This is a genomic window from Lewinella cohaerens DSM 23179 (assembly GCF_000379805.1).
Classification (GTDB): Bacteria; Bacteroidota; Bacteroidia; order Chitinophagales; family Saprospiraceae; genus Lewinella; species Lewinella cohaerens.
Genome location: NZ_KB903554.1, coordinates 42,847 through 55,494, shown reverse-complemented (window position 1 = coordinate 55,494; position 12,648 = coordinate 42,847). Strand labels below are relative to the sequence as shown.

The window sequence follows — 12,648 nt, the reverse complement described above, 5'->3', positions numbered from 1 at the left end:
AGTGTAGACTCGCTTTACGATGTAAAATTAGGGTTTTTGTCCTCGGCTACCAAATATTATCCAAAAAAACCTTCTTGTAAACCTTGTGTTAAAAAGTATCATTTTTTTGCTTAATCTATTGATAATTAATTTTTTATACATTATTAAATATTCTTGCAAACAAGCTGTTGTACATTGTAAAGCCCTTGAAAAACAAGGCTTAACCCTAAATGGGACACAATGGAAAAAAAAATGCCCAACAAGATGTTGTAAACATTGTAATAACGGTTTTGAAGGGCATTATTTACCGAGATAGCGGTAGGAGGATAAACAAAAGCGGTCAGATGACGTTTCTAATTAGCTTTCAAGATCATAAAATAGATTTTCATTCAAAAAATAAATAAAATGCGCAAGGACGAATTTCCTGCCGTTGATAGTATAAGTAAAAGTGGCCCCACAACTGACAATGAAAAACCCCTAATGACCAACCCCAATGTTATTCCTGATTTGATAGACATTAGTACGCCGATGCGAACTGACGCATTTGTGCGGAGTGACGAAGAGAAAATGGAAATTATTGAAGGCCATTTTCGTGAAATAATGGATACGCTGGGGCTTGATCTCACCGATGATTCCCTACAGGATACGCCACGACGGGTAGCTAAGATGTTTGTAAAAGAAATTTTCGCCGGTCTTAACCCAAAGGCAAAGCCGAATATTTCTCTGTTTGAGAACAAGTATCGTTATAAGCAGATGTTGGTAGAAAAGGATATAAAATTACACTCCTTTTGTGAACATCACTTTTTGCCCATTTACGGCAAGGCGCATATTGCCTACATGGCCAATGGCAATGTTATTGGTTTGTCAAAACTCAATCGTATTGTTGAGTATTATGCTAAACGCCCTCAGGTCCAAGAGCGATTGACGATCCAGATCGCAGAAGAACTGAAAAGTGTTTTAGGCACAGAGGATGTAGCGGTGTATATTGAAGCTTATCATATGTGCGTTCAGTCTCGTGGTGTTCAACATGAAGCTTCAGTAACCTCAACATCTGATTATAGTGGGAAATTTTTGAACGAAAATGTTCGGCAAGAGTTTTTGCAAACCATCTGGAGCAAATAGCGCTGTTTTGATTAATGCCCAGTAATAGAATTAAGTTGGATGTTTATGTCTTCGGCGGTAGCTTGTTCATGACTTTGGATAAGATAATGAACGGCGGCTTTCTCATAAAAGGGGCGGCGTTCTTCCATTTTTTGCTTAATGAATATTTGCAAGTTTTCTATAGTCAGGCCATTCAAAAGCGGCCTTTTGCTACGGCCTTTCCATAGGCGTTGAAAGAGAACTTCCTCCGAGGCATCAAGGAAAATGACAACACCTTGCTTATTCATCCATTCTATATTGTCAAAAAAACAAGGGACACCACCGCCTGTAGCAATTATTCCAGGTGTTTTATGAAGGGTGTCATGTAAAGCTCTGCGTTCTAAAATCCTAAACCAAGCTTCTCCGTGCTGAGAAAAAATCTCGCTGATTGATTTACCAGCTTTCCGTTCTATCATTTGGTCAATATCGTAGAAAGGACAATATAGGTAGTCTGCCAGTTTGATACCAACATGAGACTTGCCAGAGCCCATAAAACCAACCAAAAAAATCGACTTATGCATTAGGTAGTGATTGCAGTGTGGTGCTAAGTTACTGTGAGTTGTGCGGAAATTGAATTTTCGAGGCGAGAAAACCTATGGTTGATGTCAGTAACTCAACAACAGTGGCTGTTCACTCACTGAAGGTGGAGGTTTGTGGTAAATGCCGTATCTTTGCCCGCTATAAAAACAAGAATATTTATGGTTAAGAATATGCTTTTAAGCATGCTGGTGTTGTTGATGGTTTCTTGTAATGAGACCACGGTAGCTAGCGGTTCTGAGAATAAGGAAGAGGCCATTGAAGGTGGTATTTCTGATATTATCAGGAATCCTATAACAGCAGATCAGGAAGAAATTGATACTAATAATATTGCGAAAATTACTTTCTCGGAACTCAGTTATGAGTATGCCAGGGTAGATGAAGGTGCAGTAGTTTCGCATGATTTTTCTTTTGTCAATACAGGAAAAGTACCTCTTATTATCAGTAATGTACGATCCACTTGTGGCTGTACGGTAGCAGATTGGCCCAAGACGGCCATTGCTCCTGGAGAGGGAGGAGTGATCCCTGTACGTTTTGATACGAAGAACAAAAGCGGGAGGCAGAACAAGCCAATTACTATTACCGCAAATACCATTCCTGCTAAAACCACAATTTATCTTAATGGTCAGGTGGATGGAGAGAGTAGTTAGTCGGAATTTCGGCTAAGATGATTACCTTTGGGGTATCAATAAATAAGCTATTTATATGGAGTTTTCCACATTACTATTACAGGCCGCTTCCGGCGGAGGGATGGTGCAACTTGTTTTTTTCGGAGCAATGTTGCTTATCTTTTGGCTCTTTCTAATTCGTCCTCAGGCAAAACGCCAGCGCGAACAGGGAGAGTTTATGAAAAACCTAGCCAAAGGCGATGAAGTTGTTACCGCTAGCGGTATAGTAGGTAAGATCAATAAAATTGAGGAAAAAACAATTGTACTTGAGGCAGGAAAAGTATTCATTCCTATCACCCGAAGTGCTATTTCTAAGGAAATGACAGACGCTTTCTTCAATGAAGCGACTAAAAATTAGAAACCCCCTTGCAGACAAATCGCCGGAGGATCGTACGATTCTGGCGATTTGTCTAGGTTTTGCCTTTATTTTCTGGTTGCTTGTTAAGTTTTCCAAAGAATACACCGTCGTTCGTACGGTCGATCTCCATTATGAGTTGCCTCAGGGCAAAGCCTTTGTTACCCCTCCGCCAGAATCGGTATTAGTCAACCTTACTGCACAGGGCTGGTATTTTTTGGTAGCAGGAATTATGGGTAAGCATTATGATCTGGCTTACGAGGTAAATGATCATACGGTTTTCAATCTTAGCCCTACTCAAATTCGTTCGGATTTAGACGACTTGGTTAATGACAAAGAAGTAGAAATTACGAACTTGGTCTTTGACGGAGTAAGAATACCACTAGAAGGGCAGGAACAAGTGTTGTTGCCTATCAGGCTTTTTCAAGAACTCTCCTTTGCCGATGAGCATCATCTGGCAGATTCTATTGTCCTTTCTCCTGACTCGGTTTGGATTACTGGCCCAATAAGCCAGGTAACACCACTTAGCTATTGGGCAACTGATAGCCTTCTGTTAAATAACTTGAGTAAAGATTACGAAGGCCAGCTAACTTTGAGAGTCCCCGAAGATGGACTGCGTATAGCGCCAGAGGTCGTTCAAGTGAAGGTCCCTGTAGAGCGATATACAGAGAAAAGCATTTTTGTAAATGTGGAAGTTGTAAACCCTCTGGCGGATAGCATTAGATTGTTTCCTGACAAAGCATTGATAAAATGTGTGATTGGCCTTAGTCACTACAATGACCTCTCTCCAGAGAACTTCCGGTTAATTGCGGATTTGAATAAAACGTTTATCCGTGAGGGGAAAAACACCGTTCCTCTTGAACTCGTAGCACAACCTGCTTATTTGCATAACGCCTTGATCACTCCCCGCGCCACGGAGTTTTTTGTCATAAAGCCAAATGAAAACTTACCTACTTCCGAAAGCCAATAGCTGGCCGAGAAAACTGTAAACTGTTCTTGTCCATCTTCAATACTTGTGCATCGGCCAAGGTGATTTCATTGGCCAGGATATCGTCGTTTGCGGCAGCGAGCCTCAGGTCATGTGCCTTGATGACTTCTTCTACGATTTTGCGAACAGTACGTGCATTACCGAAAAACTTGTCGCGCAAATTGTGGACAAAGTTGAGGTACCTTGCTATATGAGTATGGGCTGTCCCATTAAGGTGAAGCCCTTGGTCTTCAAACATTTTCTCTGCTATCTGGACCAATTCTTCCGGGGCATAGTCTTCAAATCGGAGGGTCTTATCAAAGCGAGAGCTAAGGCCAGGGTTGGCTTTTAGGAAGCGTTCCATATTGTCAGGGTATCCGGCGACAAAGACGAAAAACTGTCCACGCTGATCTTCCATTCGTTTGAGAAGCGTTTGAATAGCTTCATCGCCAAAGTCCCCTTGGCTACTAGCAGAACGTTGGGTGAGTGCATAAGCTTCATCAATAAAGAGTACCCCACCTAGTGCTTCATCAATTTTTTCTGTCGTTTTGGTAGCTGTTTGCCCCACATAGCCAGCTACCATGCCCTGGCGGTCGGTTTCTATCATGTGGCCACGCTCAAGTACACCTAATGCTTTGTAAATTTTGGTAAGAATACGAGCAACCGTTGTTTTTCCGGTTCCTGGATTGCCTACAAAAACGGTATGAAGGAAGAACCGGTTGAGAACATCTTTTTTTGACAGTCGGTAGTACCTCACCAATTGGACCATCTCCCTGATTTCTGCCTTGATATTTTTCATACCAATAAGCTGATCCAATTCCAGTAAACTTTCATCAAGCAATGCCTCGTCGACGGGAATATCAGGAAGTTGCTTAATGTTTTTCAGGTCAATCTGGGCAACATCGTTCTCGGTAACCAACTCCAGTTCTTCATTGGATAGTTGGCGGGGATTGGTATGTGCCATTATCCGCAATCCCAGATTGACTTTAGCCTTTTCTACAAGGTCAAATACGAAGCGAGCATTGCCAAAGGAACGATCTCTATTTCTGAAAGCTTCAGTAATAATGATATCAATTCTTTGTGCAGCTTCAGGTGCCAGGCTGACCTCCATGTGCTGCGCAGCAAAACGGGCAATTTCGATAAGTTCTTGAGGAAGGTAGTCTGGAAACTCAAAGCGGTGCTTGAAGCGTGATTTTAAGCCAGGGTTACTATCCAGGAAATATTTCATTTCACGAGGGTACCCTGCAGCAATAACAGCAAGGTCACCAGGGCCGTTACTCATCTCCTTGACGAGAATTTCTATTACTTCGCGGCCAAAATCTTTAGAATCATCTTGGGAACGAGCCAGTGAGTAAGCTTCGTCTACGAAGAGTACACCCCCACGGGCTTTTTCTATAGCTTCTTTGACTTTAGGGGCAGTTTGGCCAATGTATTCTCCTACCAAATCTACTCGGTCTACACTGTGAACATGGCCCTTACTGAGCAAGCCCATCTTGTGATAAAGCTTACCCATCATACTGGCGACGGTGGTTTTACCTGTTCCGGGGTTACCAATGAAAACCGAGTGAACGTTAATTTCGTCTTTTTCAGCAAATCCCTTATCTCGCCTCAGCTGGAGGAATTGAATATACTGAGCGTGTTCCTTGACTTGTTTCTTAATGGTTTTTAACCCAATAAGGTCATCAAGATTTTCAACGACTTCTGAGAAAGTACGGCGATCGCCATCTTCGGGCGCTAAAACTACAGGAGTAATTCCGTTTGGCAGCCATACGGCAGGATCTCCCTCTATGTATTCAACACCTACCTCAAAAGGGGTGCTGGCCAGTAATTCGTCCATAAAGACGAGTTCTACCGTGTAGCGATCCTTGCGCCAGGAACCTTGTACATTAGAACCCCATCCGGCAGTAAGTTGAATGGTGTCTTTGCCTTTTTCTACCTTTTGTAAACGTACGACTTGCCCCTTTAGCTCGCGAGCGTTATTGAAGAATTTGGTAAACAATTCACATTGCCAGTTCTTCTCAGGAAGCAAATTTTTTAGTAGTATTTCAACGTAGATATACCGCGTTTCTTCGCAATTGAAGGCTTTAAAGTATTTACGGTCGTCTTCATTGACATCATCGTAAGGGCCTTCATACAAGCGTACACTCTGTACTTCCAGGTAAGGGTTTTCTTCGGGGTGAGGTTCTTGGTTAGCATCTTCAATGTAAAAATACTTAGAACCAACTTTTTGGCCATCAAGAAAAGCTTCCCAGTAGTAGGTGCCTTTCTTCCAAAAACTGCCTTCTGCCTTATTTCCCCATCCTTCCCGGATATAGGCAATATTATCGTATTTGCTGATTTTTTTGCTAATGCTTAAACGGCAAATTTCGCGTTTGCCTTTTCGGAGTGAGTAGCAGACCATGTCAACAGATACGTCCCAATCTTCTTCGTCAAATAACCGGTTGTAAAAAGAAAGTTCAGCGTAAACAAAGGTTGTTGTATAGCGATCAAAAACCTGGCGGTATTTTTTTCGATTATCCGCTAGCCATTCCGTAGAGGAGTACACCTTAAGTTCTTTGAACTTAAAATTTTCTCTGCGGGGATGTGAGTGCGCTTCGGCCATAAGTGAAGATAAGCAGCTATCGTTTTTAGAGGAGAAAAATTTTATTACTAATGAAGGTCTGATCTTTTCCTCATATATACAAATATAGAACATAAAAAGGCGCATTCACCTAAAAGGGAATGCGCCTCAAAACCACCTATCTAAACTTGAAAAATCCTATTTAATAATGAGCAAAGGCTGCGTAGCTTGTCCCTCAGGAGTTACCAATTGTAGCTGGTATAAGCCAGCAGGTAAATTGCTCAATTCCAATTGTTCGCGGTAGTTGCCTGCTCCCAATTGTCCGTACGACTTATTCAACAATACCTGTCCACCTTGGTTCACGATATTTATAAGAATTTCAGTCGTATTTGTTAAGTTAAACTCAACAGTTGTTAATTCTCGCGCAGGATTAGGGAATACAGTGTAAGCGTCCAGTGTGCTCGGAATTTCGTTAGTACTTACCACCTCAGCTAGTGGGAACGTTGTACCATCAGTCAGTGCTACCCAGGTTTCGAAAGCAGGCTCTTCACCAGCGGTAAGAAAACCAGAAGCAAATACAACAGCTGCCTGGCCAGTAAGGGTAGATACATCAGCGTCGTATTTTTTCACAACGGTGTTGTTATCATCGGCAGGGGTCACGTCTAATACGTAGGCAGCGGGTGCTACACCAAGATAATCGCTGAAGTTACCATATTCGATATTGTCAAATAATACGGGGCCACCCTCTACTACAACATCTACCGCTGGGGCATCTGGTGAACCGTGGAACAAGGTCAAATCTACTTGCGTAGCATCAGCAGCACGATCACGTCCCATGTCATTGATGACAACTGTGAATGGAGTAGTAGGGTCACCTACGACACCACTAGCCATTGCTAGATAAACCTTGCCGTCTTCTAATGTTACGTCTTCTAAAGTTGCTACTGCATCAGCGAGTGCTCCTCCAGCAGGAACCACTGCAATATCAATAGGCGTACGCGTTGGAAGATCAATCATTCCTGTAGCTGTGCGGAAGGCTAAACCAGGTACAGCATTAGCTCCGTTTACATAAATATCCACGGTTGGATCTGGTGAGTTGTGAATGATCTGTAGGCGACTTACGGAACCTAGCTCAGCAACATCTCCGTTGGGTAATGCAGCAAAAAGACCAAAAGCAGGATCATCTCCTAAAAGTCCTGACGCAAAAACAGTAACTGCTGTTCCTCCGATAGCTTCTAATACCGTTGCATCAAAAGTAGCTACTAAATTAGGATCACCAGCGGCTCTTAGTTCCAGGAATTCAACTACGTTAGCTACTTCAAGGTATCCCGTGAAATCACCGTAAGCTAAATCGCTAATTGCTGTAGCGCCATTGCTACGGGTATCAATATCTACATTAGGTGCACCTGGAGAGCCGTGGAAAGCGGTAATTCCTACCAAAGCGTCGTCGCTACTATTGATACGTGCGTCATCATTGATTTCCAAACCAAATGGGAAATCAGCATCACCTGGAATGCCATTCGCAATAGCGGTGTGCAACTTACCATCTTGGAGGGTAAATGGCGGGAGGCTAAATAGAATATCATCGCCATCGGTACTATTAGCAGGTGCAATACCAATTGTCAAAGGAAGTCGAGTAGGGTAGTAAGTTTGCAGACTAGTAGCCGTGCGGAAAGCTAAATCATCTTCGATCAGCGAATAATCTGCTCCTGTAGTTGGATTAACTCCAGCATAAACATCTACTATGCCAGCAGCTGCGGCCGGAGAATTATGGATAATCTGTAGAGGTGCTAGCGGTGTAAGTGCAATTACATTACCGTTTGGTAATACCAAATAAAGGTTGAAAAATGGTGCTTCGTCTAATAAACCACCTGCAAATACTACACCACTAAGGCCACCAGCACCAGTAAGGTTACCAAAGAGAGTACCTACTGTAGTTTCGGTGCCAGTAGGGCGAATTTCAAAGAAACTTGCGCCAGGAGCAATACCTACATATTCATTAGAGAAGTCGCCATAAGAAAGATCTACAAAAGGAGTAACGTCATTGTTGATCTCATAAATATCTACAGCTGGTGCGCCAGGAATACCGTGGAAAGCACGGATGTCTATAACATCAGCACTGGTACCCGTCAATTGAGCACCATCTGCTACGGCAATTCCGAATGGGAAATCAGCATCGCCAACAATACCGTTAGCAATGGCGGTGTAGTTTTCTCCATTTTCTAAAGTGACCGTCGTTGTGAAAATGGCATCATCAGCACTCGTACTGGTTTCAGGAGCTATCGCAATATTCAGTTCTACACCAGCAGGTACTTCGCGGGCTTCCGTGGCTGTCAGGTAAGCAAAATCATCTTGATAGAGTGCACCGTTTACATAAATGTCAACGGTAGGACTCGGAGAGTTATGGATAACCTGTAGTGTTGCCAGAGAAACAGCAGGTAACTCAATAACGGTACCGTCAGCAAGTGCCGCAAAAAGACCGAAGGCAGGGTCACTACCAAGTAAACCAGAGGCAAAGATAGTTGCAGCACCACCGTCAAGAGAAGTAATGTCTGCACCAAAAGAAGCTACAATGTTGTCATCACCTGCAGCTTTGACATCTAATATATAGGCAGCAGGTGGCAATGCCAAATATCCTGCAGTGTAGGTGCCGTAAGCTAAGTCTGTGATAATATCTCCAGCACCACGAGCAGCAATATCTACGTTAGGTGCTCCTGGAGAACCATGGAAAGCAGCTACAGCTACAGTGCCAGGGGCACCAGCTTCAAGAGCTGCTCCGTTGATGGCCAAGCCAAAAGGTGTATCCATGTTTCCGACAATTCCATTAGCAGTAACAACGTAAGTACTACCATTGTCAAGTACGATGTCTTCGAAAGTAACTAGCGCATCATCGACACTTGTTGAAGTACTTAGTGCAACAGCAATATCCAACTCAACACCAGCAGGTACGGTACGGAATTCAGTAGCAGTACGGAACTCAAAGTCATCTTGGTAAAGCGCACCGTTTACATATACGTCTACGGTAGGACTTGGGGAATTGTGAATAAGCTGCAAACGCGCAATAGCAGTTGCTGGAAGTTCAATTACAGTACCATCAGGTAAAGCTGCAAAAAGGCCAAAGGCTGGTGAGCCTCCTAAAAGACCAGAAGCGAAAACATTGGCAGCACCACCGCCAAGACTACTGAGGTCGGCCTCGAAAGTAGCTACGATATTTGGGTCACCGGCTGCACGAACGTCAAGGTAATACAAACCTGCTGGGACTTCTAGATAGCCAGAGTAATTGCCGAAAGCTAGATTAGGAATAAGGTTTCCTACCAAGCGGGCATCTACATCAACCGCAGGTGCATCGGTTGAACCGTGGAAAGCTTGAATAGCTACTTGGCCACCATCGCTTGAAGCGGTTTGTCCGACACCAGCGTATACATTGAATGGTGTATCCATATCACCAACAATTCCGGCAGCAGTGACGGTATAAGCTTCACCGTCAGCTAATTGACCTAAAGGAAATGTTGCGATAATATCTTCAGGGCCAGAACTCGGACTGACAGCAACACCTACTTCAATATCTGCATTAGCAGGAACATCGAGATAAGCGGTAGCTGTTCGATAAGCAACTCCTGTTAATTCAGGTAGCAGTGCACCGTTTACATAAATATCTACTGTTGGTCCACTATTAGTACCGGGGGTAGGGGAGTTGTGAATAACTTGAACAGAAGCCTGACTCCATAGGCTGAGGGAGATTGCCATAAATAGGCACAAAAGCGTAGAAAGCTTTTTCATGTTTCTCAAAGGTTTTTTAGTTTTACTAATGCAGAATTGATATGCAATTCCCTTGTGAAACTTAAAAAGACTCATCTTGTTCTCAGATATAGGAGCTTTGTTAGTTGCCTGACAAAAGACAGGTTTTGAGGATGTTTTTCCTCATATTAAAGAACAATCAATATGTTGACCGAAAAGAACTTCTGAATTATTGCGCTTACATTTGCCTGTAATTTCATTTCAATCGTTATAATTTTTCTTGTAGTAGTATGAATAACCTGGAGGTATTTGGACAGATTCACACCTTTATTTTTGACGTAGATGGCGTACTTACAAACAGCAGTGTTTTAGTGATGCAAGACGGTCAGTTATTGCGACAAATGAGCATCAGAGATGGCTTCGCGCTAAAGCGTGCTGTGGAGGAAGGCTATCGAGTGGTGATCATTAGTGGCGGAAAATCGGAAGGGGTGAGAGTTCGACTACAGAACCTAGGCGTACCCGATGTGTATTTAGGCATTTCCGACAAAATAGAAACTTACGAGGAGGTCGTTGATATGTATGATCTGGACGAAGCTGGGATTCTCTATATGGGAGATGATCTACCGGATTATGAGGTGATGAGAAGGGTAGGGCTACCTGCTTGCCCAGCCAATGCGGCTCACGAAATCAAAGCCATTGCACAATATATTTCCGGTTTCAACGGCGGTGAAGGCTGTGCCCGCGACGTTATTGAAAAAGTGCTGAAACTGAATGGACAGTGGGAGGTTTAGCTCAAAAAATGAATCAATGAAGGCTTCAAGAAAAACTTGGGAAGAACAAAAAGTAGAGTTTGTTCAAGGCCTTTTATTTTGCATTGTTCTTTTTTTACTATCCTTTATAATCCCATCTAAGGTAAGTCCAATGGGTCTTAATAGCTTGAGTGACAAGAAACTGCATTCATTCGAGTATTTAGAAAAAAAAGGAAAAAAAAGGTCGCATCTAATTAGTATTAAGCTTGATGGAGATGACCGAGAATTCGAAATAAGTAGTATTGGTTATCAAGAGTTTAATCATGATCAATTCAAAGAAGAGATTAAGGTTGGAGATGTTGTTGATTTAGAATACTCTAAATCATTTTTAGGATCTTACGAAATCCACGTTCTTAGAAAGAACAACAAAGATTATTGTAATCTAGAAAAAGTAGAGGAGCATAAAAATAAGAATAGGTTATGGCTAAGGTTTTTATCCGCTTATGGTTTCCTTATTTGTTTACTGCCTCTTTCTTTTGAAGAAAAACCAAATATCCCGTTCAAAGGACTTTTGATTGTAGGCTTAATCGTGATTTTTGTGCTTTTGTCAATGTTTGTAGGTACGGAATACATAACATTGAGAAGCTTCAGGTAAAGAACCTTCGCTTTTCTGGAGGCGTTCATGGAGCTGATTTCAATCAAACCTGGCTCGCCCGCTGCCGTAGCAAATGATCCGCTATGACCAAAGCAGCCATTGCTTCTACGATAGGTACTGCGCGTGGTACTACACAGGGGTCATGCCGTCCTTTGCCAGAAACGGTAACAGATTCACCTGCTTCATTGACCGACTCTTGATCAGCAACTATTGTGGCTACAGGTTTGAAGGCTGCCCGGAAATAGATATCCATTCCATTAGAGATGCCTCCTTGAATGCCGCCGCTGTAGTTTGTGCGGGTTTTAACCTCTTCCCCTTCCTGATAGAAGGCATCATTGTGTTCACTGCCGCGCATACTGACGCCCGCAAAGCCAGAGCCGTATTCGAAACCCTTACAAGCATTGATACTCATGATAGCCTTAGCTAAATCAGCGTGTAGCTTATCAAAAACGGGTTCACCTAGCCCAGGAGGACAGCCTTGCACCACTGCACTCACAACACCGCCTACAGTATCACCGTCTTTTCGGACCTCTTTAATATAATCCTCCATCTCTGCAGCCATTGCCGGATCAGGACATCGAACAGGATTGGATTCAATCAACTCCTTACTTATTTCTTGATAGTTTTTACTCATTTGTAATTTCCCTACTTGGGATGTGTAAGCAAAAACATCAACACCATAATGCTTGAGAAAAAGCTTGGCGATGGCACCACCGGCAACACGTGCAGCTGTCTCACGCGCAGAGGAACGGCCTCCTCCACGGTAATCGCGAGAACCGTATTTTGCGTGGAAAGTATAATCTGCGTGACTTGGGCGAAACTTATCTGCGATGTGGCTGTAATCTTTTGAACGAGCATCGGCGTTAAAAATCACCATTGCAATAGGAGTGCCTGTTGAATAACCTTCAAAGACCCCTGAAAGAATTTGTGCCTGATCAGCTTCTTTGCGCTGGGTGACAATTTTGCTTTGCCCTGGCCTTCTGCGGGCCAATTCTGTACTAATATAATCCTCGTCAATAGCTATGCCTGCTGGGCAGCCGTCAACGATTACGCCTAGGGCCTTGCCGTGGGATTCTCCAAATGTACTGATCCGAAATAAGGTGCCAAAATTACTACCTGCCACAATCGCTTTTATTTGATGCGGCGCTAAGGTAGGATTTAGGGTCTACAGTAAAAGTTATAAATTGGTAAAAATTACAATCTCCTAAGCATATTGAAACTTTTTACACCAAGGAGTAGTTAGAAGTACGCAGCTCGAATAGACAAAATCATTTGAAGTCTTATCTTTGCGGGCTGCAAA

The 12,648-nt window shown here is 43.0% G+C and carries 10 protein-coding genes; 6 read left to right on the top strand and 4 right to left on the bottom strand.

Going from position 1 to position 12,648, the window contains the following annotated elements:
* Positions 1 to 459: 459 nt before the first annotated feature.
* On the top strand, positions 460 to 1,101 hold the full coding sequence (gene folE, locus A3EU_RS0118180; protein WP_044086196.1) for a GTP cyclohydrolase I FolE: 642 nt from the start codon (positions 460 to 462) through the stop codon (positions 1,099 to 1,101).
* Positions 1,102 to 1,112: 11 nt separating this feature from the next.
* Here folE and A3EU_RS0118175 read toward each other — a convergent pair whose 3' ends face one another.
* On the bottom strand, positions 1,113 to 1,640 hold the full coding sequence (locus A3EU_RS0118175; protein ID WP_020537623.1) for a shikimate kinase: 528 nt from the start codon (positions 1,638 to 1,640) through the stop codon (positions 1,113 to 1,115).
* 177 nt (positions 1,641 to 1,817) lie between these two features.
* On the opposite strand from A3EU_RS0118175, the gene A3EU_RS0118170 reads away from it, so the two are divergent.
* From A3EU_RS0118170 to A3EU_RS0118160, 3 genes are read left to right on the top strand one after another with little or no spacing between them, the layout of a single operon-like run.
* Complete coding sequence (locus A3EU_RS0118170; protein ID WP_020537622.1) at positions 1,818 to 2,306, top strand: DUF1573 domain-containing protein; 489 nt, start codon at positions 1,818 to 1,820, stop codon at positions 2,304 to 2,306.
* Between the two features lie 55 nt (positions 2,307 to 2,361).
* Complete coding sequence (gene yajC, locus A3EU_RS0118165; protein WP_020537621.1) at positions 2,362 to 2,682, top strand: preprotein translocase subunit YajC; 321 nt, start codon at positions 2,362 to 2,364, stop codon at positions 2,680 to 2,682.
* On the top strand, positions 2,663 to 3,649 hold the full coding sequence (locus A3EU_RS0118160; RefSeq protein ID WP_020537620.1) for a CdaR family protein: 987 nt from the start codon (positions 2,663 to 2,665) through the stop codon (positions 3,647 to 3,649). The genes yajC and A3EU_RS0118160 overlap by 20 nt, the downstream gene beginning before the upstream one ends.
* On the opposite strand, the gene A3EU_RS0118155 is transcribed toward A3EU_RS0118160, so the two are convergent.
* Both A3EU_RS0118155 and A3EU_RS0118150 read right to left on the bottom strand, forming a co-directional pair.
* Positions 3,630 to 6,248, bottom strand: coding sequence for an AAA family ATPase (locus tag A3EU_RS0118155; RefSeq protein ID WP_020537619.1), 2,619 nt, complete (start codon positions 6,246 to 6,248; stop codon positions 3,630 to 3,632). The genes A3EU_RS0118160 and A3EU_RS0118155 overlap by 20 nt on opposite strands.
* Positions 6,249 to 6,404: 156 nt before the next feature.
* Entirely contained in the window at positions 6,405 to 9,986 is a 3,582-nt protein-coding gene (locus A3EU_RS0118150) for a DUF4397 domain-containing protein (RefSeq protein ID WP_020537618.1), read from the bottom strand.
* Positions 9,987 to 10,234: 248 nt separating this feature from the next.
* Here A3EU_RS0118150 and A3EU_RS0118145 point away from each other — a divergent pair, with 248 nt between their 5' ends.
* Both A3EU_RS0118145 and A3EU_RS0118140 read left to right on the top strand, forming a co-directional pair.
* Positions 10,235 to 10,735: a KdsC family phosphatase gene (locus A3EU_RS0118145; protein WP_020537617.1), complete on the top strand. Its 501-nt coding sequence runs from the start codon at positions 10,235 to 10,237 to the stop codon at positions 10,733 to 10,735.
* A 16-nt stretch (positions 10,736 to 10,751) separates the two neighbouring features.
* The gene (locus tag A3EU_RS0118140; protein ID WP_020537616.1) at positions 10,752 to 11,348 is read left to right on the top strand and encodes a hypothetical protein; all 597 of its coding nucleotides are present in this window, start codon (positions 10,752 to 10,754) and stop codon (positions 11,346 to 11,348) included.
* A gap of 43 nt (positions 11,349 to 11,391) precedes the next feature.
* Here the strand turns inward: A3EU_RS0118140 and aroC are convergent, their stop codons facing one another.
* Complete coding sequence (gene aroC / locus A3EU_RS0118135) at positions 11,392 to 12,471, bottom strand: chorismate synthase (RefSeq protein ID WP_020537615.1); 1,080 nt, start codon at positions 12,469 to 12,471, stop codon at positions 11,392 to 11,394.
* Positions 12,472 to 12,648 lie beyond the last annotated feature (177 nt).